The sequence below is a fragment of the Paenibacillus kobensis NBRC 15729 genome (assembly GCF_004000825.1).
Lineage (GTDB): Bacteria > Bacillota > Bacilli > Paenibacillales > Paenibacillaceae > Paenibacillus_T > Paenibacillus_T kobensis.
In genome coordinates this window covers 123,026-148,512 of record NZ_BILZ01000007.1, presented here as the reverse complement: position 1 = coordinate 148,512, position 25,487 = coordinate 123,026, and the positions used below count along the sequence as shown (strand labels likewise).

Below are 25,487 nucleotides of genomic sequence, written 5' to 3'. Positions count from 1 at the left end.
TAAGCGCCTGACTGTACGATAATTGCCTCTTGCTCGCTTACGTTAATAATACCTTGCAACCATGCGCTAGGATAGCCGCAGGAATTGCCAGTTCGCTTAGCCCGCCTCGCCGATCGGTTGCCCGATTGCCGGCGAGCCGCGACAACTTACTTGGCTGTGCCGCGAATCATCGCCGTTACACCTGTACGCGACAGCTCACGAATGCCGTAAGGCTTCAGAAGCTCGACCATCGCGTCGATTTTCTCCGTATCGCCTACAACTTGTACGATGAGCGACGAAGGACCGATGTCGACGACCGCTGCGCGGAACGTTTCGACGACGCCGAGCACTTCCGGACGAGCCGCAGGCTCCGCACCCACCTTGATGAGTGCGAGCTCGCGGGCAACCATAGGGCTGCTGCTGATGTCGATGACTTTGATTACGTCGATCAGCTTATACAGCTGCTTCGTAATTTGCTCCAGTGTATCGTCGTCGCCGGACGTTACGATAACCATCCGGGACAAGCCCGGCTCTTCACTGGAACCGACCGTAATGCTCTCAATATTGAAGCCGCGGCGTCCAAACAGGCCTGATACACGCTGCAGAACGCCTGGCTGATCGTTGACGAGAATTGCTACAGTATGTTTTTTCATTCCGCATCCCCCAAGATCATTTCGTCAATCGTGTTTCCTTGCGTAACCATCGGATACACGTTCTCGCCTTTGCGGACGACGAATTCTACGACTGCCGGACCTGGATGGCGAAGAGCCGCTTCCCAGGCTTCACGGGCTTCCTCTTTGTTCGACGCGCGGAACCCTTTGACGCCGTAAGCTTCTGCAAGCTTAACGAAGTCCGGGCTGCCTGCGAGGTCGATGTGACTGTAACGGTTGTCGTAGATGATTTCTTGCCACTGGCGAACCATGCCGAGCACTTGGTTATTGATAATCGCTACCTTGACCGGAATGTTGTTAATCGAGCAGATCGCAAGCTCTTGCGCGCACATTTGCATGCCGCCGTCGCCGTTGATCGATACGACCACGCGGTCCGGGTTCGCCATCTGAGCGCCGATTGCCGACGGGAATCCGAAGCCCATCGTGCCAAGGCCGCCCGAAGTGACGAAGGAGCGAGGCTGATTGAATTTGTAATATTGAGCTGCCCACATCTGGTGCTGGCCAACGTCCGTCGTGACGATTGCTTCGCCGTTCGTCGTCTCATGCAGCATCTCGATAACCCATTGCGGCTTCAATTCAACGTCGGAATCTACATACGACAATGGGAACTGCGTCTTCCATGCCGTAATTTGCTCCCGCCATGCTCCGGCTTTCGATGCTGGGCGCACTTCTTGATTCGCCGTTTGAAGCACCGTCTTCACATCGCCGACGATTGGAATGTCCGTCGGAACGTTTTTGCCGATTTCGGCTGGATCGATATCGATATGAACGATTTTCGCTTTCGGCGCGAAGCCGTCCAGCTTCATCGTGACGCGGTCATCGAAACGCGCGCCGATATTAATGAGCAGATCCGAGTCTTGAATCGCTTTGTTCGATGCGTACGCGCCGTGCATGCCCGGCATGCCGACCCACAGATCGTTGCCGCTTGGGAAGCCGCCGAGGCCAAGCAGCGTCGTGACGACCGGAATGCCGGACTTCGTCGCGAACTCAAGCAGTTCCTCGTGAGCGCCGGAGTATACAACGCCGCCGCCTGCGAGAATGAGCGGACGCTCCGCTTCCTCGATCGCCTTGAGCATTTTGTCCACTTGCTGCTTCTTCGGCGATACGGTTGGGTTATAACCGCGCATCGTCACTTCTTCCGTAGCCGGCTTGAACAGCGTCTTAGCAGCCGATACGTCTTTCGGAATGTCGATCAGAACCGGACCTTTGCGGCCCGTGTTGGCGATATGGAATGCCTCGTGAATGACGCGCGGCAGATCCTCAGCGTTGCGTACCAGATAGCTGTGCTTCGTGATCGGCATCGTAATACCGACGATGTCAGCCTCTTGGAATGCGTCCGTGCCCATTGCGGATTGAACCACGTTGCCCGTAATGACGACAAGCGGTACGGAATCCATATATGCTGTTGCGATACCCGTTACAAGGTTCGTCGCCCCTGGACCCGATGTCGCGATACAAACGCCGACCTTGCCGCTTGCGCGTGCATAGCCGTCTGCCGCATGAATCGCGCCTTGCTCGTGGCGGGTCAGGATGTGATGGAAATCATTGAACCCGTGCATCGCGTCATAAATGTACAAGACGGCGCCGCCCGGATAGCCGAATACGCATTCGACTCCCTCAAGCACCAGACTGCGAAGCAATATTTCGGAACCGGTAATGACCTCCGGTTTGCTCATTTTCTCGATCAGTTCTTGTTTCGAACGCAGTGTTGCGCCTTGCGTCGCCATCTTCATCTCTCCTTTCATCAAAACCAAACAAAAAAGCCTTCCGTCACCGTCTACTCATAAGAGAGCAACGGGACGAAAGGCATGATCTTCCGTGGTACCACCCAAATTTATTACGCATCTCGCAATGCGCAACCTCGGCAGGTAAAAACGGCGTGCACAAACGTTTCTACCCATCAGCACAGTAACGTGTGCCAGTCGATTCCCCCTAATGCGCGATTGAATCGCTTTTCAAGGGAATAGCTCCGAGGTGAGCTCGTCGAAAAGGGGTTTTGGCGATGGTTGCAGCAAGTTCCATCCGCTCTCTGAGCAAAAGAGCCCTTAACACTTCGTCCTCATCATTGCCGATAACGTATTAGCTTAGAACCTATTATATGCCCGCGTTTTCGGTTCGTCAAGCCTAGGATGCTCTCTTGCCGGAAAACTTATGTAATGGTTTCGCCGTCTGCGGCGGCTCCGCATACACTACGGTAGCACCGCAAGGGAGGCGATCGCAGTGACGATCCGCGCTAGATCACCACATTCGGACGATGCGCCGATTCTCCAACTCATTCGGGACGAAATCATTCCGTTCTCCTATCTGTACTCGCTTCAAGACGCCCCATCCCAAAAAGAGCTAAGGGCAAGGCTTGATATGGGCGCAACCTATGTCGCTTCCTATTCCACTACAAATTATCCTTATGGGTTTGTCCATGCCATTGCGCAGGGCGAAGTCTTATATGTCGATCTGTTAGCTGTTCATCCAACTTGCCGCAAGCGAGGCGTCGGCGCTAACCTTATGGAACGCGCAGAACAATACGGCATGGCTTCGGGCTGCCGCGAAGCGCTTCTCTTTGTGGACGAAAGCAACGACGCGGCAGTCCGCTTCTACGAGAAGCTTGGCTACCGCGTCACCGGATTCGCAGACAAATTCCGCTGCCACGAAATGCGCAAACCGTTCGTCAGGCTTGCATCTAGAAGCCGGCGGTTAGCCCGCCGATCTTAGTAATCGTATCCTCCGCTTTTGGGCCCGTAGTACGGACCGCCCTTCGGCCCGTATGGACCGGCGTTGTTGTATCCGGCGCCATACGGCCCGTAACCGCCGCCACCACCGTACGGTCCATATCCTGGCCCGCCTCCGTAGCCGTAGCCGCCGCCACCATATCCGTAGCCGCCTCCACCGTACGGCGGGCAGCATTTTCCGCCACCGCCGAAGCCGCCTCCGGCGAATAAGCCGATCGCGAGCAAATCAAACAAGATGAGCGGCAATATCGCCCGTGTCTGTATACCTCCGCTATTGCCGACCGTCTCTACATAAAGCTTATTATCTTCAACACGCATCAGCCTTCCGACCACGACCGACCCGTCACGTCTTGTCGCATAGATCGTTCTGCCGATCAGTTTCCTCACTTCATGCTCGGAAACATTACGCATGCATAATCCCCCCCCTCTCCCGTCGTCTTGTAGACTATGCATGCGCTTTAGCCTCTGCATGTACGTTTGTACCGGAGGGGCACCCGCCGCCTTGCCTCCCTTATTATGGAGGCCTTTTTTTTGAGGGCTGTGCCCTCAGACTCCCCCTTCTCACATTGAGGGCTGTGCCATCAAACTCCCAATAGGGGCTGCGCCCCAAGCCATTTTCACACCCAAACCCTCAAAGGCTCTTTCCACCCACCCAAACCCTCCCTGCAAGGGAGGGCCCCATAGGGCTCGCGCCCTCTGGACTCCCCTAAGCCCGTTCTAACCACTGCTGTCCGTCTCCACGCTTTCCGTCCTCCGGACCCGCTCCACACCCAATGCACCTATCCACACTCTCCCTTCCGCCTCCTATTCGACGCCCCTCCCATCAATCGTGCTGCAGCTCGCTTTCGTCCCGTCGGGACACGCTCTACCTTTACCGCTCCCCATGTTGGTCGCTTCGCCGCCGATTTTCGGCTCACACAACTCTAAAGAACCGCAGAAGCGCTAATTGAGCTATTTTCGCCTCTTCACAAACCTTACGAACTCCACGAACGATATCTGGTCGTTTTCGAACACAAAACCAGCTTTTGCCTTCGAATAACGTTTCCTCAGTTCGTTAAATCGAATAGTTGCCCGTTCGCACCGATTAACGCTTCCTCGATTCGTTGCTAGCGGCGTGCCAAAGGCGATCTATAATGTTAACTGGGTTGCTGGGGTTGTTCTGTTCGAGTCGACTTACTGGAGGCTTGAACTAATGGCGGGAGAACTCCAAAAGTAGAGCGGGTCCCGTTAGGGATGGAAAGCGAGGAGCAGCACGCAGGGGGCGCGGATTGGCGGATAAGATGCAAATGTGGACCCTAGTCTAGATACCGTTAACGTTAGCGGGTCCCGTTAGGGACGAAGAGCGGCTCCGTGCTCCAACCTCACAAGGTTAGTCCTCCGGGAGTCCAGAGGGCGGAGCCCTTGGGGCCCTCCCTTGCAGGGAGGGTTTGGGTGGGTAGATATCCCGAGGGTTTGGGTGGGCAGGGTTCATACGGCACGGAAAGAATGATGAGTTAAAATAGAAAGAAAGCCTTGTCCCGATTCAGGACAAGGCTCTCGAAACGCGTAAACTACGCGTTGATTTTTTGTTTTGCAACGCCTGCGAGCGAGTTGAACGCGTTGATGTCGTTGACTGCGAGGTCAGCGAGGATCTTACGGTTCACTTCGATGCCAGCGAGTTTCAGGCCGTACATGAATTTGTTGTACGAAAGGCCGTTTTGACGAGCTGCCGCGTTAATACGAACGATCCACAGTCTGCGGAAGTCGCGTTTAACTTGACGACGGTCGCGGTATGCATACAACAGGGATTTCATTACTTGCTCTTTTGCTGTTTTAAACAGGCGATGTTTCGAACCGAAGTAACCTTTCGCCAGCTTCAAAATCCGTTTACGACGACGAGCGCGGACGAATCCGCCTTTAACTCTTGCCATGAGTGAAGACCTCCTGTAGGTTGGTTTAGTTTATAAGGTGCATCGCGAGACCCTCGCGATAATGGACTATTTCAGGTTAGCCAGACCTTGTTGAATGCGGCGAACGTCGCCTGCAGCCATAAGCGGTTGACCAGCCAGAACGCGTTTTTGACGGCCGGATTTGTGGGACAGCAAGTGGTTTCTGTACGCTTTATAGCGTTTTACTTTGCCCGTTCCGGTAATTTTGAAGCGGTCTTTCAGACTGCTGTGCGTTTTCATCTTAGGCATTCGAATCTTCCTCCTTGAATTATGTTAACTAGTAATTTTGGGCGCCAAAATCATGATCATACTGCGGCCTTCCAGTTTCGGGACGCGTTCAACGCTGCATAACTCGGCGACTTCTTTGGATAGACGATCAAGAATCCGTTGTCCGATCGCGGAATGCGCGATCTCACGTCCACGGAAGCGGACGGAGCATTTGACCTTGTCGCCTTCCTTAAGAAACTTCACGACGTTGCGAAGCTTCGTCTGGTAGTCGTTCTCCTCGATGTTGGAGCGGAACCACACTTCCTTCAGATCGACGATCTTCTGGTTCTTGCGTGCTTCCTTTTCTTTCTTCTGCTGCTCGTAGCGGAACTTACCGTAGTCCATAATCCGGCATACCGGCGGTTTCGCTTGCGGTGCGACATTAACGAGATCCATGCTTGCGTCGATTGCCATCTGAAGCGCCTCGCGGATCGGCTTAATACCGATTTGCTCGCCTTCTGGTCCGACTACGCGAACCTCACGTGCGCGGATCTCGTCGTTGATCTGATGTTCTCTGCTAATAACGTGCCACCTCCAAATTTTAGTTTCCACGCAATAAAAATGCGGGCCCGTCAGGACCCGCATGCTATAACCATTCGTTAGTGCAACGCCATCATCGATGTGCGTGCTTCATATTCGATAGGTCGCATAACCAGCCGGCGCGATGCCGTTCAGGTGAGAAGCGGGTGCCTCTACTTAAAGCGATAAGTTTTACTGTTACCGGATTACTATAGCATACCGGGAAGTCCGCCGTCAACTGCTTTCTCCAGCCGATATTATCCTTGCTTGCTTTGCACTTCTTCCAGCCGGATAACGCGCGTATGCTGCGTATGGCTCCACTGCTTGTTGTTCTGCGTGAAGAACGCGTAGAACGTAATCGGCCACCACGACAACAGGAAGAATGGCAGCGTCAGCAGATGAGCATACATCCGCCAGTTGCGGACATTCTCAAGAATAAGCGCCAGCGGGAACATGATAACCGAAGCGGTAATCGCAACACCCGCTACCCACCAAGGCATATATTCATAAATCGAGCCGAACACATTATCTGCCGGAATGAGATTGTCGCCCCACAGCATGAATGTCATCAAGAACCCGATAAACGTGTTGTACACGGAGATGGAATACAGCGCCGCGTCGAATTTGACGAAGCTGCGCTCCTTTATGCTTGCCCAAAGCAGCGGCAAGAAATAGTGGCGCGCTACGTTGAAGTGGCCCTGCATCCAGCGCAGCCGCTGGCGTGCGGACGCGCGGAACGAAACTGGCTTCTCGTCATAAACTTTCGCATCGTAATTCAATACCGGATGAACGCCGCGCTGAATGCAGCGCATCGTGAACTCCAAGTCTTCTACAAGGCTTGTCGCGCCCCAGCCCATTTCCTTCAGCAGCTTGGACTCGAAGCACATGCCCGTTCCGCCGAGGAAGTTCGCCATTTTCAAATTGCGGCGGGACAGCTGCCACAGACGGTTGCAGTACCAATACGTAATGCCATATGCGGCCGTAACCCAAGAGTCATTCGGATTCTTCGTATCCAGATAGCCTTGAATAACTTGATGGCCTTCGCACAGATCGTCGTTCATCAAGTGCAGGAAGTCGCTGTTGCACAAATTATCTGCATCGAACATCACGACTGCGTCATATTGGCGAGGCATGCTCCACAGCTCTTTCAACATCCACTCAATGGCATAGCCCTTGCCGCGCAGCGTTGAATTATTCCGTACGCAAGCGTGAACTCCATAGCTGCGTGCGATGTCCGCCGTACCATCCGTACAGTTGTCGCAAATGACAAAGATGTCATACAACTCCTTCGGATAATCCAGCTTTTGCAAATTCTCGATCAGAGCGCCTACGACCTGCTCCTCGTTATGCGCAGCGACGAGTACAGCGAACGACTTCTTCGGTTCATGACGGCGCTTCGCCTTCTTCCGGTAAATCCCGAACAGCGCCAGCACGAACTGATACACGCCGACGAACGCCAGGAATACCTGAAACGCCATCACAAATACATTAATCATGAATTAATTTGCCCCCTTGAGACCCCAGTTTTAATACAATCCCTTTTTTTGTTTTCTCTCTGTAATCTTTTTGGTAAAGCGATAACTTGGACAACGCTCTTATTCGGCCTTAGTGAATTTTGCACTGTATGGACCGCTTTGTCAAAAAGCGAATGAACGTCAAAACGAGCGTCATCGGTTGGAAAAACGCTTTCACTCCAGAGGAATAACGGCATTACCTCGAATTACGCTCGCTTCCCCCTTATTTTCATCCAAATGCGTCATTTTTAATGCTTACGTACTTGATAACGGATGAACGGACCGTTAAGTTCCGTTCCTTTCTCCCTCTCATGTGACAAAACGGTGAACCCTTGTGCCTGTGTTACCGGATTCGACGTCCAGAAATTGCGACAGCAGCCGCCCGAATATCGTCTCCCACGACTGATTCCGGCTGTATGCGAGCCCTCTTGCCGCCAGACCGCGCCGCTCATCCGGCTCCCGGTACAGCCGTGTCAGCGCATCGGAGAAAGCCTCTGCATTGCCTGGCTCGCACAATAACCCGTTGCTGCCATGCGCGACCGTATCGGCAACCCCTCCTGCCGAAGCACATACAACAGGCGCCCCGCATGCCATCGCTTCCAGCACGACGTTGCCGAACGTTTCAGTTGCCGACGGAAACAAGAAAACGTCTGCGGATGCATACCATTCTCTTAACCGGGGCAGTGCCGTAAACCCGAGAAATTTAACCGGCAGCCGGTCTCTGGCACACCGTTCCTCCAACTCATGGGACGAAGGACCGTCCCCGCAGACGATCATGACCGCTTCCGGACAGACAGTCCGCTGGAACTTCTCGAATGCGTCGATCGCCGTTCCGACATCTTTCTCCGGGGCGACCCGTCCAACGTACAGAACGACGAACCGGTCCGGTTCAATTCCAATAGAAGCAAGCAACTCCGTGCGATTGGCACCTGGATAAAATTGATCCGTCTGGATGCCCCTCGGCCATAGATGCAGCCGGTCTTCGCGCCAGCCTCTTGCCGACAATTCCGATTGGGTCGATGGAGACGGAACGAAAATCGCACGGCATTCCTGATGAAACCATTCCATGTACCTCCATAACATCTTTACCATCCACTGCAGATTGTAAAACGGAAGGTACCGGTCGAAGTGCGTATGGTAAGACGCAACGAGGGGAATATGGTATTTCTTCGCGTAATGAATGCCGAATAGTCCCATATTAAAAGGCGTTGCAACGTGGATAAGCGTCGGCTTGAAGTCTTGCAGCGCACGGCGGACGTGGATCGGATTAGGCAGCGCCAATCTGCATTCCGGATATAAGAAGAAAGGGAGGGAAGCAAACCTCTGTACTTGAATAGAGGTTTGCCGGGGAGGTCCCCCCGCTGCCGGATCCGGCGCAAAAACTGCTGCCTCGATCCCTTGACGGCGCAAATACTCAGCCCAACGCCCTAGCGTTCGAGCAACGCCGTTCACTTCGGGCTCGTACGTGTCCGTAAAAATCGCTAATCGCATTACGATCGCCTCCGCTTAACCCGATTTGGCCGCATGACTGTTCCCTCAGCACTCATTCTACGCAGCAGAAACGACGGCATGACTACAATGTAGCGATATTCTGTTTTCCAGAAATCAACGCCGCTTTAAAGGTTGATTAATATCCGCTTAGCATTGCGATGATACAGCCCAAATAATCCGGTGCTACATTAGGTTCGAGTTACGGCAGCAGCACAACACAAAAAAACCGCTTCGCATTTAGCGAAGCGGTTACATCATCAATAACGGAGGGATCGGCATGGAGCGTATGTTAGGGTGGCTTCGTTCCCGCGATCATCAACTGCTTATGATCGCCAACCGCAGGCCGTCGCACCGCGCGCTGCAGACAGGACTGGGCACATGGCTAAGCACCGTCACCCATATGGGCGGCGCCTCCTTCACTCTGGGCACCGCATTGCTTGCGGCGCTGACAGGAACGGCTGCATGGAGCATCGCCGGCTGGCAGTGCATTGCAGCCGTAGCGGTTAGCCACCTTCCCGTAGCCGTCATGAAACGGCGTTTCCGCAGACTCCGTCCGTATCAGAAGCTGCCGAATATTAACGCATGCCGCAAACCGCTGCAGGATTCTTCCTTTCCGTCTGGCCACACGACAGCTGTATTCGCATGGCTGGTTCCGGTTATGCAATTAGCGGGACTGTCGTCAGCCGCTAGTTTGTTAATGCCCGCCGCCTTGCTTCTCGGAATGTCGGTCGCTTGGTCCCGCATGTATCTCGGACTCCATTATCCGTCCGATGTCGCAGCAGGCGCCTTGCTAGGCTCAGCAGCAGGCGCAGGCGCCATTACGCTGCTTCCATTGTAGGGTCATCCATCATGCGGCCAATCCGCAATGCTTGGCCTATTCTTCGCCGTCTTCCGAATCGCCGTCGGCCTCATCGTCCGAACGCTCCGCTTCCCGTGCTGCTTCCGCAGCCGCAGCATCGCGTTTGGCGTTTCGCCACGAAGCGATGGCTTGCTCGCCGATGAGCACTTCGATGCGGTGAATGTTTTGCCCGCGCTCATAAAACTTCATCTCGTATTCCGTCGGCACCAGATCGTCCCGCAGTCCATCCTTGTGGAGGTTAAGCGCAATATTGCGCGTCAAGAGCTCCATATCGGCGAAGCTGTTCAGCGAGAACTCGAACAACGACTGCGAATCGGTCTTGAAATGAATCTCGCCGCGGTCATTCAACACTTCCATATATTTAGCGACGAAACGAGGATGCGACAGCCGCCGGCGCGCATGCTTAACCTTCGGCCATGGATCGCTGAAATTCAAATAGATTCGTTCCAGCTCATTCTTATCGAAGATATCCTCGATGCCTTCGATATTCGCGCGCAGCAGCGCCAAGTTCGGCGGGCTGTCTACGCCCTTCTCTGCCCAAATCTTGCGGGCCTTCTCGCTTCCGCGCCGAATGAGCTCGTCATACATGTCGACGCCGATATAGTTAATGTCCGGATTGCGGAAGCTCATCGTGCTGATGAACTGTCCTTTGCCCATGCCGAGCTCGACATAGATCGGGCGGTCGTTGCCGAAAAATTCGTTCCAACGTCCCTTATACTGCGTTCCGTCCAGCACGACCAATTCCGGCTGGCTCTCCAAACTTTCTCTAATCCCTTTTCTTCCGCGTAAGCGCATCTTCTTTCGTCCTCCACATCAAAACTAGTCCCTATTGTGACGAAGAACAACCCGAAAGTAAAGAGTCTGGAACAAAATGAAGGGCAGTCCGGCTCATTCGCGCGGACTGCCCTTCATTTATCATGCACCGGATCGGTTCACATATATCCGTTTGTCGAAGCATCGCGGCCGCCGGATTCAATCTCATAAGCCTGCTCCAGCACTTCGTTCAGCTTCTTGCGTGCGTTCACTTCTATCATATGATTATTAGGGAAACGGGCTCCAGCCAGTGCCATCAGTTCTTTAATCGTCAGTTCAACTTGCACTTTGTCCTCGCCATGCGGGATCTTCAATCCATTATTCATTACGCATCACCTCATCGATTTTTTCAATATTATTACCAGAAAATCGACAATCTATCTCATGCGCTGTGTCAGATTAATGTCCGTTGTTTTCATTGATTTGTCGCACTTTTAAGATAACACATCATGTAAGGTATTGCAAGCGGAAATCCAAAATTAGGCCTTTATATTTTCCAGCTAATTTCGACTCCGGAACAGGTATCAACATGGCATTCCGCACCGAATTTCGCTACAATAAACAATAGCGGGCTTTCCCGGGAACTTATTGAGATGGAAGAGAAGGAGTTCATATGACAATTGCAAGCAGCGCCGTTATGCCCAGTGAGCCTATGCTATGGGGCGACAAACGGTTTCATACATGGAATTACGAGATGCGGGAGCAGTTCGGCGAGAAAATATTTAAAGTGATGCTCGACGCAGGCTTCACCTGCCCGAACCGCGACGGCTCGATCGCCAAAGGCGGCTGCACGTTCTGCAGCGCGCGGGGCTCCGGCGATTTCGCCGGCAGAAGACGGGACGATCTCGTCACGCAATTCAATACGATACGCGACCGCCAGCACCAGAAATGGCCGAACGCCAAATATATCGGTTATTTCCAAGCCTATACGAACACGTACGCGCCAGTCGAGGAGCTGCGGGAATATTATGAAGTCATTCTGGAACAGCCGGGCGTAGTCGGTTTATCGATCGCCACGCGGCCGGATTGCCTGCCGGATGACGTTATCGATTATTTGGCTGAGCTGAATGAACGGACCTACCTGTGGCTGGAGATGGGACTGCAGACCATTCACGAGTCGACCTCCACCCTGATTAACCGGGCACACGACACGGCTTGCTATGAGGATGCCGTCCGCCGCCTTCGCGCGCGGGGCATTCGTGTGTGCACGCATATTATCCACGGCTTGCCTCAAGAAACGCACGAAATGATGATGGAGACGGTGCGCGCGGTATCCCGAATGGACGTACAAGGCATCAAGATCCATCTGCTTCACCTCATGCGCAAAACGCCAATGGTCAAGCAATACGAGGCTGGACTGCTGCAATTCCTCGAGCAAGACGAATACATCAAGCTGATCGCCGACTCGCTCGAGCTGCTTCCGCCGGAGATGATCGTTCACCGTCTGACCGGCGATGCACCGCGCGATCTGCTGATCGGACCGATGTGGAGCCTTAAGAAATGGGAAGTGCTCAACGCGATCGACGCCGAGCTGGCACGCCGCAATACGTGGCAGGGCCGCCTCTGGAAAGGGTGAGAGCGATATGGGCTTTCTATCCGTATTAAGCACAGCCCATCAATGGATCCGCGAGCGGGTATCGCCTGGCGATGCTGTCATCGATGCGACCGCAGGCAACGGCGTTGATACCCGCTTTCTTGCGGAGCTGGTCGGCCTTCGCGGAACGGTCTATGCGTTCGATATCCAAGAGGCTGCACTCGAAGCAACGCGCCGCCGGCTGGCTCCACTAGAGGCGGAAGAACGAATGCCGGACATCCGCCTTGTATTGGACAGCCATGAACGCATGCGCGATCATGTGCAGTCTGTACATGCGGGCACCATCTCGGCCGCTATGTTCAATCTCGGCTACTTGCCTGGCGCCGATCCGTCGGTCATCACTCAGCCGGACAGTTCAATCGCCGCGCTGGAAGCAGCGCTGGCACTGCTGAAGCCGGGCGGCGTGCTCACCTGCGTCCTCTACCCCGGCCACCCCGGGGGCGAAGACGAAGCTGATACCGTCGCAAGATGGGCTGCAGCGCTCCCATCCTCGACCGGACAAGCGGTTGTATACCGCATGCTGCAAAAGCCTGCGGCCCCTTATTTGATTGCCGTCGAGCGAAGCCGCAAATAAAAGAACGGAGGAATACAGCACGATGACGATCGCATCCCTAGACGATCTGCATAAGCTGGACATTCGGATCGGCACAATCGTAGAAGCATCGCCATTCCCCGAAGCACGCAAGCCTGCAATTAAGCTAGCGGTCGACTTCGGCGAGCTTGGCATAAAGCGTTCCAGCGCCCAAATTACACGCCGGTACTCACCAGAATCGCTCGTCGGCCGGCAAGTGGCTGCGGTCGTCAATTTCCCGCCCCGCCGAATCGCGGGCTACGTCTCCGAAGTGCTTGTCCTTGGCGGCGTACCGGGCGAAGGCGACGTCGCGCTGCTCCGTCCGGACGCACCGGTTCCTAACGGTACCCCGGTAGCTTAAACAACAACATCATCATCATCAGCTCCTATTACCGATCATTGAAGCTGATTACTTATATTTTTTTTGAGGAGGAACTTCGTTATGGCGATTCGCAAACTTGAGCATGTCGGTGTTATGGTACGCAATATTGAACAATCCGTTGATTTTTACACAAGAGTGCTTGGAATGGAACACCGCAAGACGATGACGCATACGAACGGCGTTATCCGTCTCGCCTTCCTCGCTTTCGCTGGCCACGAAGATACCGAGGTCGAGTTGATCGAAGGATACAACGGCGAGCTGCCGGCAGAAGGCAGAGTGCATCATCTCGCGTTCACGGTCGACGACGTCGAGACTGAATTCGCCCGCATCAAGGAGCTGCAAGTGCCGCTGCGCGATACGGAAATTACGACGCTGCCAGACGGCGGACGCTACTTCTTCTTCTACGGCCCGGACGGCGAACTGATGGAAATGTTCCAGCCTGGCGCTCGTTAATTCATCTAAGTCTGACCAGACGAGAAAGAGAAAGCGATTCCTAACTTCCCAGATCATACTCGCATAAATATAAAAATATTTAAGAGGATTAGGGAGAGGAAAGAAAATGAAACCATACCCGCTTCTATTTCAACCCGAGATGAAAGAACGCGTCTGGGGCGGACGCGCATTAGAACAATTCGGACTTGATCTGCCGGAGGGAGCCATCGGCGAGGGCTGGATGATCGGCGATCATCCGAACGGAACGACGAAGGTGATGAACGGGCCGCTGGCAGGAGCAGGACTAGATGATGTACGCGGGCAATTCGGGCGGGAATGGTTCGGTTCCAAAGGATTTTCAGAGAAAAACGGGCGTTTCCCGCTTCTTATCAAGCTGCTCGACTGCAATGACGACTTGTCGGTGCAGGTGCATCCAACGGATGACTACAACGGCTTGCCGGACGGAGAGCTTGGCAAGACTGAGATGTGGTACATTCTCGATGCGAAGCCTGGCGCGACCATCATATACGGACTGCAGGACGGCATCGACCGGGCCGCGATGGAAGCTGCAATCGCTGAAGGACGCATCATGGAGACGATGCAGGTCGTTCCAGTCGAAGCTGGCGACGCCTTCTATATTCCTGCCGGCACAGTTCATGCCCTGTGCTCCGGCGTCATCGTAGCCGAAATTCAGCAAAATTCCGATACGACCTACCGGCTCTACGACTACGAACGGCCGGGGCTTGACGGCAAGCTTCGCGAGCTGCATATCGAGGATTCGTTGAATGTCATTGCTTACGAAGGAGCCGGCGCGCAGCGGATGCGTACGGACGGCGTTCAGGCTGGAGAATGGCTTACGATCGCGCAGTCGCCTTATTTTATTGTTGAGAAAGGAATCGTCAGCGGTCCGCTTGCTCTATCCACGGCACCAGACAGCTTCGTCATACTCGTCGTCGCATCCGGGAACGGTACGATCCGGTGGGATAACCGCTCTGGGGAGCTCTCGCTCCGGTCTGGACAATGCCTCCTGCTTCCCGCCAGTCTAGGCGGATATGAGCTGGACGGAGACATGACGATACTGCGCAGCATGCTGCCTTAATGCAATCATCTTATAAAACACTTTTGAAGCTTTTGAAGCAGCGGTTCCGCCTACGTGCGGCGCCTGCTGCTTTTTTTTGTCATACTGGGGCGGTTAGACAAGGATCGTTCGGAAAACAATAGGGGCGCGGACAAATTCAGCCATTCGACAGAGGAGGACCGACGATGCGGAACATTGTACGGATTTATTGGACCGATGTGCGCAGCATGTTCAAAGCCCGCTCCCTCGCCGTGCTCGTAGCAGGGCTGGTGCTGCTGCCTTCCGCATATGCGTGGATCAACATTAAGGCGGTCTGGGACCCGTATAACAATACGTCCGGCATACGAGTCGCTGTCGTGAATGAAGATGTCGGCGCTGCCATTCAAGGCAAGCCAATCCATATCGGCGAACAAACGGTTCAAAGCTTGAGCGCCAACCGGAAGCTCGGCTGGACGTTCACCGACCGCCAAGAGGCAGTGAGAGGCGTGAAGCAAGGAGACTATTACGCCTACATGATTCTCCCTGCCAATTTCTCCGAGAAGCTGGCCAGCATATTGGAGGCGAAGCCGCAGCAGCCGGTTATCGAATTCGCCGTGAACGAGAAGCTGAATGCGGTAACGCCCAAAATTGCAGCGTCTGGCGTCAACGCCGTGACAGCGCAAATCAGTCAATCGTTCACTGAGACCGTCGCAGATGCGCTGCTCACCGCCTTCCACTCCGCCGGCGTCGAGCTTCAACAGCAGCTGCCTTCGATTCAGAAGGTGGCGTCCGGCATATTAGCGCTGGAGCAGGCGCTGCCGCAAATCGAGCAGATGGGCCAAGCCGCTATAGCACTGGAGAAGAAGCTGCCGGAGCTGCATCAAAAAGCGAAGCAAGTGATTGCGCTGCAATCGCGCATAACAGAGCTTCACCAAGCTGCGGACAGTGTATTGAAGGCGGAAGCGAGCCTCCCTCTCATCCAGCAAGCTGGCGAAAGCGTCACGGCGCTGCATGATCATATAACGGAAATCCGGCAATCCATTGACCTTATCACTGCAATCGAGACGCAGCTGACGATAGCCGATGCTGAGCTGAAACGGTCGATCGACAAAGTCCAAGAGGCGGCCGTGCCGTTGCTGCCCGAAACGACCGATAATGCGAAGCAGCTGTCGGCGCTGGAAGAGGAGCTGGCAGCTCTCCGCGACCGCGTCCAATCGATTCATACGGATTTGAAAAGCAAAGTGACCGGCGCCGTTCACGGAATCGATACGGCGGCTTCCTTCGTCCGTAACGAATTGCCCGCAGTGCAGAACAGAATCGGGCAGGCTGCCGATTTCGTTCGCAATGATTTGCCTGCGCTTGAAGCCAACATCAAACAGGCGTCAGCACTCGTTCAAGAGAAACTTCCCGTCGTAGAAGAAGTCATCCGCAAGACAGCAGACCTGGCCCGCAACGATCTTCCGGAATTCGAGCGCAGCGTGCATTCCGCGGCCGACCGGATTCGCCAGTTCGAGGGCGGAGACGTGAGTCTCGACGAGCTGATTGCATTCCTGCTGCATGACCCGCAGAGAGGAAGCCGATTCTTGGCCGATCCGGTTAAATTGGAGACGAAAAGGATCTATCCGATTCCGAACTACGGCACGGCGATGACGCCGCTCTATACGATGCTGGCACTCTGGGTGGGAGGAACGATTCTGACGACCGCCCTGCCCGTGGAGGTCTCGAATGCCCGGCGCGAATACCGGAAGCACCAGCTTTATTTCGGCAGGTTGCTGACGTTCGTGACGATCGGCCAGTTCCAGGCGCTCATCGCAACCGCCGGCATCTTGCTGCTGCTTCATGTCCAAGCCGCCAATCCAGCTGGATTCGTCCTGTCCAGCATGTTCATCAGCTTCGTGTTCGTCGCCGTCATTTTTACGCTTCGCTCCATATTCGGACAAGTCGGCAACGGAATCGCCATGATCGTGCTCGTGTTGCAAATGTCGAGCTCCGGCGCAACGTTCCCCGTCAGCACGACGTCGCCGTTCTTTCAAGCGATCAGTCCGTTTATGCCGTTCACGCATGCGATCAGCATGCTTCGCGAGACGATTGGCGGCATGATCATCGAAACCGTGCTCCGCAATGCGCTGATCCTTGGCTTATATGCGATTATCTGCTTCGGCGCAGCCAAGGTGGCCAAAGGCTCTTGGCACCGGGAAGTGATGCTCGACATCGGCAACGACGATAGCGCCGGACACAACAGCCGCCGCACAGATTAATCCCGCTTCCGCACCTTCACTGCGCAAGCGAATGTTCTTACAATCGCTGTTGTCATCGGATTGTTCTGAAAGGCGAACACTTCGTTTCTCCAGAATCATTCGCTTGGTTGGATCAATACACACCCTCCGCATCCTGCGGAAGGAAGCGCACGTGCTGAAGATGACTCCACACTCGGCGGTCGTCTTCAATCGGATAGGAATAGCCGCAATGTTCCGCAACATCAGTCGCGGCGTCACGGAATAGATCCCCCATCGTAAGCAGCGCGTTCCATATGTTGTCGTAATCGGCATCCGAATACGTCGCGGCGAACGATTCCCAGTGGCGCGGCTCCAGATACCGCTCGAAATATTTGCCGCATTTGCCGGAATCGGCGGTGAACCCGGTCTGGATGCCGATATGCCATTGCAGCATACGAACGAGCATGTCCCGTACCGGATGGTCGAGCATATACATGGCGTATGGCAGCTCATGGCGCCACAAACCTTTGGCCACATAGGTACTCACCCACCAGAACTCGTTGCAGCAATTCGCGAACTGGACAGCCGTCGGCGGCTTCGTGAGATGGTCAGCGATGGACGGCGGCGGAAGCGGCCCGACCGTTCCGTCTTTATCCAACAGCACTTCGCTTAAGCTTTCGTGCACGTAGCCCGCCATCTGGTCTGCAGCGCGAAGGGTCAGGTCGATCCGATTGCCGTCCGCCAGCTGCATCAGAAACGTGAACTTGTCCCAAGTTGTACGATCCGGATCGTCCATTAAGTCCGGCATCTGCATAATGATCCTCTCGCCGAACCGGTCGATCCAGCTGCGGTCGCTCACGAGCGGATCGACATTCGTCACAACATAAATCACGTCATAATCTTGAAAAATGTCGCGCCGGGCGCCCGCATCGACGCGCGAGCCGTTCAATATAACGGCGCGAATGTTCTCCTGCTCCTCCGCGCAGCCAAGTATAAGCCCCTTCATCTCACGTTCGCTTCTCATCGCCATTCCTCCCTTTCCATTGTACAAAAAAGGGCCAACCGGCCCTTTTTTGCTCGGGCCGGTTGACCCGGTACTTCATGCAACTCGCTCTTAGGATGACAAGCCTTCTATTCCGTCACTGGCTGCAGCGGAGACTCGTGTCTGCCGATCCGAAGCGCATACGGCTTGCCGGCAGACGTCTCGCCCTGATAGATCATAACAACGAGCGAATCAGCTCCCTTGTCGATCTCTCCGTCCGACCAGTACCGCTCCAGATCGAACGGTACGCGGTCGATGACCGCATGCTTATGCAGATCCTTGTCTGCAAAGCCAAGCGAAGCGAATCCGCCCGATACGTCCTGCGGGCGCTCGGACAGCCGTCTCATCCAGCCGCTCCACTCCGCCTTGTCCATGGCGAAGTCCCACCATATTTTACGCGGCTTGTATTTGTGCTGGAGGAAGTAATCAAGCTTCATCAATCCGAGTGTCGCCTCCAGATCGAGACGGCCCTCCGACGCTTCCTCTCCACGTTCGTTCAAGAACGACCAGAGGCGGGAGAACAGATCCTCCAGCTGGTGGCCGATCCGCTGCCAGCCGCGCTCCTCCCAATAATCGCCGAACGATTGGAAGAAGTCGAACGGCGACGGGAATACGCGCTCGACGAGGTACAGCAGCGTATTGTCCATCCGATGGGCATTCCAATATTTCTCCAGTACATCCTCGACCCGCTTGATCCGGACGATATCCGAGAACGGCAGCAGATCGTTGCCGAGTATTTCGTACGGCGCCCGATCCATGTAGATGTAGCCGTGCTTCTCTGCGTCGATGCGCATGCCCGTACCTCGAAGCATCTTCAGGAAGCCAAGCTGCAGCTCCTCCGGACGAAGCGCGAAGACGTCGTTGAACGTTTTGCGGAACGTGTCATAGTCCTCATGCGGCAAGCCGGCGATCAAGTCAAGATGCTGGTCGATTTTGCCTGAATCCTTCACTTTCGTCACCGTACGCGTCAGCTTCGTAAAGTTCTGGCGGCGCTTAACCGCTTCGTTCGTAATATCGTTCGTCGACTGTACGCCGATCTCGAACCGGAAGATGCCGGGAGGCGCGTGCTCCGCCAAATAATCGAGCACTTCAGGGCGCATAATGTCAGCCGTAATCTCGAACTGGAATACGCAGCCGCGGTGATTCTCGATCAGGAACCGGAACATCTCGAGCGCGTAATCGCGTTTGATATTGAACGTCCGGTCGACGAATTTAATCAGCTTCGCGCCCTGATCGATCAAATATATAATGTCCGCTTTCGTCCGCTCGATGTCGAAGTAACGAACGCCAACTTCGATGCTAGACAAGCAGAACTGGCAGCTGAACGGACAGCCGCGGCTCGTCTCGAAATAGACGACCCGGTTGCCAAGAGACGGAATGTCTTCCGCGAACCGGTACGGCGACGGCAGCGTCGACAGATCCAGCTTCGGCCGGCCCGGGTTGACGATAACCTCGCTCTTCCCGTCACGCTCCTTGCGGTAGGCTAGGCCGAAGACGAGATGATATTTGCGCGTGCCCGCAAGCTCTTGCAGCATGTGGTGGAACGTCTCCTCGCCTTCGCCGACGACGATAAAGTCGACTTGCGGAATGCGCTCCATCCAGAACTCCGTATCGTAGCTTACTTCCGGACCGCCGAGGACGATCTTGACCTCCGGCATGATTTTACGAAGCATGTCAATGACGACAATCGTCTCTTCAATGTTCCAAATATAGCAGGAGAAGCCGACGACAGCCGGACGCCTTGCGAACAGGTCCGACACGATGTTCATCGCGGGATCCTTGATCGTATATTCGGCAATTTCGATATTCGGGAAATCTTTCTCTGCGAACGCCTTCAAGCAGCGAAGCGCTAGCGATGTGTGTATATACTTGGCATTAAGCGTCGCCAATACGATATTCATAACGTACAAACCCTCTCTACTCGTTCAAAAATACGTGTCAAGCGCTATTGTACCATTTTTCGTGCGTGAAATAGAAGAGAAGCTGTCTTCCTGCCACATTGTGCCGCAAATGTTCCAATGAGCCGACAGCAAGCTTCGACAGCCTTTCCTTGTCGATTACGATACGATAGGGACAAGCTCTAGAGGCGTTTCTGACAGAGCGCCCTCGAATATCGCTGAAGGAGGCCTTGCCGTGATGGAACGTGAAGGGACGGAGAAGGAGCCGGTAGTGTCGGAGTGGCCGTATGAGAAGGATATGAAGAAAGATCAGATGATCGCCGAACAGCCCCCTAAGCTTTCATTGAAACTATTACATGGGATGATACAAGAACTGCAGCAATATAACGAACGAATAGCAGCAAGACTGGACGAGTTCGAAATTTATTTGATTCAAGTGCAAGCCGCGCGCGCGCAGCTGGAAGCTAGCGCTGCTTCGACAATCGCCAAAGCGAAAGCGGTTGCCGTCATGCATGAGCAATCGGTTGCTAGGGATGCCAACGCAGAAGCAACGGAAGAGGCTGCAGAGCGTATGGCCCGTCCGAACACGGTTGATGCCGATGCCCGCGAAGCCGGTCATACAATGGCCGATGCAATGGTCAGCGCTGACCATTCGGCAACTTCAGCCGATACGGTCATGGCGCCGGATCTGGAAGATGCAATGGATGAAGCTATGGACGAACGCCCGGTTCCGGCTCCAGCGTTCTCTGCCGATTCAGTGGATACAGCGGACGTTGCGCCTGAAATGTCCAACGCAGCAGATCGTTCGGCAGCTGTTGATATTATTGAAGCCGTTCCTGGAGATTGGGCGATTATCGCGGCTGAGCAATTGAATACCGTGCAGATGGGCGTAGCTATGAAGCCTGCAAACCGCGAGTCCGGCTCCAACGATTTGATGACCCTGGCGATGGAAGTGCTCGGCTTCACGAGCGATGCATATGACGAGGACTCCTCCGAAGATGGCATTGATCCCGGCGAAGGAGTCAATCCATTCGATCCGGACAGCTTCGCAGGCGGTTCTAGCGCTTATGCTTATGCAGCTGCCGATGCAAGCCCCGAGCTGCGCGCACAAGCGCAGACAAGCTCCCCGAGCTCCAACTTATCCTCCCCGTTCTTTATGCCACGCTCCCAGCGGCACCAAGCTGGGAAGAAGAAGTTTCTTAGTCTGTTCGGCTTCCGGACTCGGATCTCGTAGCCTCTGGCGCGTGCCCCCCCGACCAAGACCTCGATGAACAACGCCTAACCCCACAGAACTGCCCTATCGCAGAATGGATGCTACACGCCATTTGCGAGCAGGAGCAGTTCTTTAAAATCATTTTCAAATGAAATGGAACGGTGAACAATGGAAGCAATGGAAGAACGATATTCCCTATACGATAGATACGCCTGGTTCTGGAACAAATATTGGGGCAGAACTTTCGCCCTTAAGACTCTTCCGGTCATGAAGCAAAAGCTATTGAGCGAATTGCCGCCCGGCGCTCTTATTCTCGACGTATGCTGCGGTACGGGCCAGCTGGCACAGCATATGACGAGAGACGGTTTTCAATTTTCGGGGATCGACGGTTCCGAGGAGATGATACGGCTAGCCCGGAACAACTGCCCGGCGGGAGAATTCAAAGTCGGTGACATTCGCAGCCCCTTCGGCTTCCCGGTTCTATTTGATGCCGCTTGTTCATTTTTCGACAGCCTGAACCATATCACTTGCCCGAATGAGCTGCAAGCCGTCTTCATTAATATCAACCATTCTCTTCATGCCGGAGGGTACTTTCTATTCGATCTCAACATGGAAGAGGGCTATCGGCAGCGTTGGAACAATCAGACCTTCCATATCATTCAGAATGACCACGTCTATTTGGATCGAATGAATTATAATGACGCGAAGCAAACGGGAGTAAATCATATTACGATCTTTATGTTGTCCAACCAATGGGAGCGTCTGGATATTCAAATTGTAGAACGTTGTTATTCCCGGGATGAAATTATCCGCTTGCTCATGAATGCCGGTTTTTCCGAAATCGAGATGTGGGAAGCCTCCGACGCTTTCGGATTGCATGACGAATATGGCAGGTATTATATAAGGTGCCGCAAACAAGCGGAAGCTTGAGGCTTGCTCAAGAGCAAAGGGGCGCCCATCTAATGGGCACCCCTTTGTGTATGATGAAATATAAGTGCTAACGAGTATCCAGCAGCGCCGATTCTGCATTGCCTTGGTAGTTCACGATCGGGAACTTGACGCGCCATTTGCCGTCTTCCGTCTTCGTCACTTCTTCCGGTTTATAACCGCGAGGCTCGAAATTAACGACCCGGTCGAAGTTGATGATGATCCGAACCATCTTATTGGGCAATCTCTTGCGGACTTCATAGCCGTTCATGAGCGCCCATTCGCCGATCTGAGGCATCGACCGCTCGCCATAGATCGTGTAGAACGAATAATCGATCGTCGACTCCATTTGAATCCAACCGTCCGAGCCGACCGTTACATTCCAATCGCTAAGCTCCGCTTGGCCATTCGACGTCGCGATCGAGCCAAAGTTGTCGTTCATGAACGAGGCAAGCTGATCCGAGGTCAGGTTGTCCAGCGTGTCCGGCAGCTTCGACTTGATGAATGCAGGCTTTGCATCCGGATTCGCATCCAGCTCATCCAGCAGATCCCATACGTTGTACACCGAAACCGCGAAGCTGATATCGGTATTCGTATCGTCCAATCCGGATGACGTTATGCCGACCAGCTCGCCGTATTGGTTGAACAAGCCTCCGCCGGAGCTGCCATGATCGGTCGGTGCGCTGAATTGAATGTACTCAACATCGCCTTCATACGTAAAATTGCTGACGATGCCTTCCGTTGCCGTGTTTTGTACACCGAGCGGGCTGCCGATTGCAATAACCGGATCGCCTTTGTTCAGATCGAACGACCACGCGAAATCGATAGGATCGATATAAAGCGGTTTTTTCGTCCGAATGATCGCAAGATCCGATTGTTCGCTGCTGGCGACGACGCCTTCCACTTCGAACGTCTCGCCATCGACTGTCACCGCGTTAGCCGACTTGGCTTCATTCATGACATGATAATTGGTCAAAATATCTTGATCCCCGATAATAACGCCGCTTCCTTGGCCGAGATCCGTCTGGATCATGACGACTTTCTCATCGTTGAGCGCTACGTTCTGCCCCGTCGTCAGAATGCTGCTGAGCCGTTCCTTCTCCATCTGCTCCTGTTCAGCTTGCCAGAGCGCTTCCGCCGAACGGATGACGATTTGCTGCTTCGCGGCATTCCACTTCACTTCAGCGCTGAACGATTCGCTGATGAACCGGACCGGCACGAAGGTCGTACCGTTCTTCACTTGAACCGGAACGTCCAGCTTCACGTTCGTTCCGTTCACAACGGCCGTCTTCGCTCCGGCTTGCAGCGTTACCGTTATCGATCCTTTACGTGCAATAACGGTCTTCGTACCTTGTTCCCATGTCACGCTGGCACCAAGAGCGTCGAAGATCGGCTTCATTGGAACTAGCGTCGTACCGCCCACCATGTAAGGCGGTTGGCCGAGCGCCAGCTTCGTGCCGTCCAGAACGACGGAAATTGGCGGCTGTGCCGCTGTGGCTGAGACTGCCTTGGCCTGTGCCGCGGCATGTACGGTAGACGTTGCTCCCACTGCAGGAGCAAGCAGCAGCGCCGCTGCCAGCATCGGGGTCATAATCCATTTGGCTGCATGTCGTTTCACGCCGATGATTCCTCCATATTTCACCTAATTAACCTACCTGTCTATCCTATCATTTACAGGTTCGAATTACTAGGAACGAACAAGTGAACAGCAGGCCGTTTCGACACATTCCTTCAATCTCCGACACAAATACTCTATTAAAATATTTTAAAATCTTTCATAACAAGAGGAAGAATGGCCATGCGGTCTATCCGAGATTAGGCGGAAAACGATGCTTCGTTGCTTGCTCGAATCCGTACGCTAGTGCAATGAGGGCCGGTTCGCTGAATGCCGTTCCGGCGAACGTAATGCCGTACGGGCCGTCGGTTACGTAACCGCCCGAAGACATTCTTCCATCGTCCGCATAGCCCGCAGGCACCGTAACAAGCGGGTAGCCGGCACGCGCTGCGATATCCGAACCGTAATGGCCAAGAAACAGCAGCGCATCAAGCTGATGCTCGCGAAGCGCATAGTCGATTCCCTGCTCGCGGGACATCTTCCGGTTGAAGTTCAGTCCGCTGACGTATTGTTCATCGGATAAATTGCCGGTTGTCTCCTCCGACCGGAGGAGACCGCCTTGCCCGTATTTCAACTCCCGCTCCGCATGCTTCTCGTTAAATTCGATAATGTCCTTCATCGAACGAACGGGAACGCTTTCATCCAGTCGTGCCAAATAATCGCCAAGCGCTCTCTTGAACTCGTAGCGGGTTACGTTCTTATTCCACTCCGTTCCAGCGCATGGCAGCGATACCGGATCGATTATCGTCGCACCGAGTCCGCGCAGCACTTCGATTGCAGATTCAAGAATAGCGAGCGGCGCTTCGTCTGCATCGGCGCAATAATAACGCGGGATGCCGATTCTCGCCCGACGGACCCATTCCGCGTCCAGAAACGGCGTATAGTCGCTGAATGCGCGGCCCTGGGTTGCCGACATCGCCTCGTCGCACGGATCCGTGCCTGTCATCGCCCCTAGCAGAATGACCGCATCTTTCACGGTACGGGCAATCGGCCCTGCCGTATCTTGGCTAAGAGACAGCGGAATGAGTCCGCTTCGGCTGACAAGTCCGACCGTCGGCTTAATGCCGACAACATAATTGTAGCTTGACGGGCAAATGATCGACCCCGACGTTTCCGTCCCGATCGCGCCTGCTGCGAAGCTTGCGGCAGCGGCTGCCGCCGACCCCGAACTGGATCCGCCGACGAATACGCTCCACGGCCCATAAGGGTTCAGCACTAATCCGCCTCTCGCGCTGTATCCGGCCCACATCGACTCGGACATGCCGTTCGCCCATTCCGTCATATTCGTCTTCCCGAGCAGCACCGCGCCTGCAGCCCTCAGCTTGGCGGCAATGAACGCATCCTCCGGTGCGATCGAATCGGCTAGCGCAAGTGAACCGGCGCTTGTATGCATCCGGTCGTGCGTGTCAATATTGTCCTTCAGCACGATCGGGATGCCGTGCAGCTTGCCTCTGCAGCCGGTTTCCTCCCTCTCCCGGTCCAGCTCAGCTGCAATCGCGAGCGCATCCGGGTTCAGCTCCAGCATCGCATTAATCGGGCCGTCGTATTTTGCAATTCGGTCCAAATAAAGCTGCACTAACTGCACCGACGTCATCCTGCCCGATTCCATCGCGGACTGCATGCTGTCGATATCCGCATCGATTATCCATTGCTCCGGCGCCTCATTCACACTGATGAACTCCCGTCGAGGTAGAATGGTGTTACATGCTTCTCTACGTGCTTAAGTCATGCTCTCTTCGTTATAATTCCGCATGAGGATTGGGACTTCCTTCA

General features: G+C 54.4%; 24 protein-coding genes. 10 read left to right on the top strand and 14 right to left on the bottom strand.

The window, feature by feature from the left end; translation table 11 throughout:
• Positions 1–146: 146 nt before the first annotated feature.
• Together ilvN and ilvB are read right to left on the bottom strand one after the other, a co-directional pair.
• Positions 147–632, bottom strand: a complete 486-nt coding sequence (gene ilvN / locus PKO01S_RS07275; protein ID WP_127530652.1) for an acetolactate synthase small subunit — start codon at positions 630–632, stop codon at positions 147–149.
• Positions 629–2,377, bottom strand: coding sequence for a biosynthetic-type acetolactate synthase large subunit (gene ilvB, locus PKO01S_RS07270; protein ID WP_127530651.1), 1,749 nt, complete (start codon positions 2,375–2,377; stop codon positions 629–631). The genes ilvN and ilvB overlap by 4 nt, the downstream gene beginning before the upstream one ends.
• A 493-nt stretch (positions 2,378–2,870) precedes the next feature.
• Between ilvB and PKO01S_RS07265 the strand changes: the two genes are divergently transcribed.
• Complete coding sequence (locus PKO01S_RS07265; RefSeq protein WP_127530650.1) at positions 2,871–3,359, top strand: GNAT family N-acetyltransferase; 489 nt, start codon at positions 2,871–2,873, stop codon at positions 3,357–3,359.
• Here the strand turns inward: PKO01S_RS07265 and PKO01S_RS07260 are convergent.
• The 6 genes from PKO01S_RS07260 to PKO01S_RS07235 all read right to left on the bottom strand — a co-directional run bounded on the left by PKO01S_RS07260 (position 3,356) and on the right by PKO01S_RS07235 (position 9,095).
• On the bottom strand, positions 3,356–3,787 hold the full coding sequence (locus tag PKO01S_RS07260; RefSeq protein ID WP_127530649.1) for a hypothetical protein: 432 nt from the start codon (positions 3,785–3,787) through the stop codon (positions 3,356–3,358). The two genes, PKO01S_RS07265 and PKO01S_RS07260, sit on opposite strands and share 4 nt — an antisense overlap.
• A 1,139-nt stretch (positions 3,788–4,926) precedes the next feature.
• Positions 4,927–5,286 (bottom strand): 50S ribosomal protein L20, encoded by a 360-nt coding sequence (gene rplT, locus PKO01S_RS07255; RefSeq protein ID WP_127530648.1) that lies wholly within the window; start codon positions 5,284–5,286, stop codon positions 4,927–4,929.
• A gap of 66 nt (positions 5,287–5,352) precedes the next feature.
• Complete coding sequence (rpmI, locus tag PKO01S_RS07250) at positions 5,353–5,553, bottom strand: 50S ribosomal protein L35 (protein WP_015842912.1); 201 nt, start codon at positions 5,551–5,553, stop codon at positions 5,353–5,355.
• A gap of 24 nt (positions 5,554–5,577) precedes the next feature.
• Positions 5,578–6,156: a translation initiation factor IF-3 gene (gene infC / locus PKO01S_RS07245; protein WP_127530647.1), complete on the bottom strand. Its 579-nt coding sequence runs from the start codon at positions 6,154–6,156 to the stop codon at positions 5,578–5,580.
• Positions 6,157–6,347: 191 nt separating this feature from the next.
• A complete protein-coding gene (locus PKO01S_RS07240) occupies positions 6,348–7,586 on the bottom strand; it encodes a glycosyltransferase family 2 protein (protein ID WP_127530646.1) in 1,239 nt (412 codons plus the stop codon).
• Positions 7,587–7,913: 327 nt separating this feature from the next.
• Positions 7,914–9,095: a glycosyltransferase family 4 protein gene (locus PKO01S_RS07235; protein WP_127530645.1), complete on the bottom strand. Its 1,182-nt coding sequence runs from the start codon at positions 9,093–9,095 to the stop codon at positions 7,914–7,916.
• 277 nt (positions 9,096–9,372) lie between these two features.
• Here PKO01S_RS07235 and PKO01S_RS07230 point away from each other — a divergent pair, with 277 nt between their 5' ends.
• Complete coding sequence (locus PKO01S_RS07230) at positions 9,373–9,933, top strand: phosphatase PAP2 family protein (RefSeq protein WP_127530644.1); 561 nt, start codon at positions 9,373–9,375, stop codon at positions 9,931–9,933.
• A gap of 36 nt (positions 9,934–9,969) precedes the next feature.
• On the opposite strand, the gene trmB is transcribed toward PKO01S_RS07230, so the two are convergent.
• The gene (gene trmB, locus PKO01S_RS07225) at positions 9,970–10,749 is read right to left on the bottom strand and encodes a tRNA (guanosine(46)-N7)-methyltransferase TrmB (protein WP_127530643.1); all 780 of its coding nucleotides are present in this window, start codon (positions 10,747–10,749) and stop codon (positions 9,970–9,972) included.
• Between the two features lie 137 nt (positions 10,750–10,886).
• Positions 10,887–11,093 carry a hypothetical protein gene (locus PKO01S_RS07220; RefSeq protein WP_127530642.1) on the bottom strand — a complete coding sequence of 69 codons (207 nt, stop codon included), beginning with the start codon at positions 11,091–11,093 and terminating at the stop codon, positions 10,887–10,889.
• A gap of 287 nt (positions 11,094–11,380) precedes the next feature.
• Between PKO01S_RS07220 and PKO01S_RS07215 the strand changes: the two genes are divergently transcribed.
• From PKO01S_RS07215 to PKO01S_RS07190, 6 genes are all read left to right on the top strand, one after another.
• Complete coding sequence (locus tag PKO01S_RS07215; RefSeq protein WP_127530641.1) at positions 11,381–12,343, top strand: TIGR01212 family radical SAM protein; 963 nt, start codon at positions 11,381–11,383, stop codon at positions 12,341–12,343.
• Positions 12,344–12,350: 7 nt separating this feature from the next.
• Complete coding sequence (locus PKO01S_RS07210; RefSeq protein WP_127530640.1) at positions 12,351–12,935, top strand: class I SAM-dependent methyltransferase; 585 nt, start codon at positions 12,351–12,353, stop codon at positions 12,933–12,935.
• A gap of 22 nt (positions 12,936–12,957) precedes the next feature.
• Positions 12,958–13,293, top strand: coding sequence for a chaperone CsaA (gene csaA / locus PKO01S_RS07205; RefSeq protein ID WP_407669634.1), 336 nt, complete (start codon positions 12,958–12,960; stop codon positions 13,291–13,293).
• Positions 13,294–13,374: 81 nt separating this feature from the next.
• Positions 13,375–13,767: a VOC family protein gene (locus PKO01S_RS07200; protein ID WP_127530639.1), complete on the top strand. Its 393-nt coding sequence runs from the start codon at positions 13,375–13,377 to the stop codon at positions 13,765–13,767.
• Positions 13,768–13,873: 106 nt separating this feature from the next.
• Positions 13,874–14,845: a type I phosphomannose isomerase catalytic subunit gene (locus PKO01S_RS07195; RefSeq protein ID WP_127530638.1), complete on the top strand. Its 972-nt coding sequence runs from the start codon at positions 13,874–13,876 to the stop codon at positions 14,843–14,845.
• Between the two features lie 164 nt (positions 14,846–15,009).
• Positions 15,010–17,061, top strand: coding sequence for a YhgE/Pip domain-containing protein (locus PKO01S_RS07190; protein WP_127530637.1), 2,052 nt, complete (start codon positions 15,010–15,012; stop codon positions 17,059–17,061).
• Positions 17,062–17,173: 112 nt separating this feature from the next.
• Here the strand turns inward: PKO01S_RS07190 and PKO01S_RS07185 are convergent, their stop codons facing one another.
• The gene (locus tag PKO01S_RS07185) at positions 17,174–18,043 is read right to left on the bottom strand and encodes an aminoglycoside 6-adenylyltransferase (protein ID WP_127530636.1); all 870 of its coding nucleotides are present in this window, start codon (positions 18,041–18,043) and stop codon (positions 17,174–17,176) included.
• A 107-nt stretch (positions 18,044–18,150) separates the two neighbouring features.
• On the bottom strand, positions 18,151–19,962 hold the full coding sequence (locus tag PKO01S_RS07180) for a B12-binding domain-containing radical SAM protein (RefSeq protein ID WP_127530635.1): 1,812 nt from the start codon (positions 19,960–19,962) through the stop codon (positions 18,151–18,153).
• Between the two features lie 232 nt (positions 19,963–20,194).
• Between PKO01S_RS07180 and PKO01S_RS07175 the strand changes: the two genes are divergently transcribed.
• On the top strand, positions 20,195–21,193 hold the full coding sequence (locus PKO01S_RS07175; RefSeq protein WP_127530634.1) for a hypothetical protein: 999 nt from the start codon (positions 20,195–20,197) through the stop codon (positions 21,191–21,193).
• Positions 21,194–21,340: 147 nt separating this feature from the next.
• Positions 21,341–22,102: a class I SAM-dependent DNA methyltransferase gene (locus PKO01S_RS07170; RefSeq protein ID WP_127530633.1), complete on the top strand. Its 762-nt coding sequence runs from the start codon at positions 21,341–21,343 to the stop codon at positions 22,100–22,102.
• A gap of 67 nt (positions 22,103–22,169) precedes the next feature.
• Here the strand turns inward: PKO01S_RS07170 and PKO01S_RS07165 are convergent, their stop codons facing one another.
• Both PKO01S_RS07165 and PKO01S_RS07160 read right to left on the bottom strand, forming a co-directional pair.
• Complete coding sequence (locus PKO01S_RS07165; RefSeq protein ID WP_127530632.1) at positions 22,170–23,717, bottom strand: stalk domain-containing protein; 1,548 nt, start codon at positions 23,715–23,717, stop codon at positions 22,170–22,172.
• A 187-nt stretch (positions 23,718–23,904) separates the two neighbouring features.
• The gene (locus tag PKO01S_RS07160; protein WP_127530631.1) at positions 23,905–25,383 is read right to left on the bottom strand and encodes an amidase family protein; all 1,479 of its coding nucleotides are present in this window, start codon (positions 25,381–25,383) and stop codon (positions 23,905–23,907) included.
• Positions 25,384–25,487: the final 104 nt, after the last annotated feature.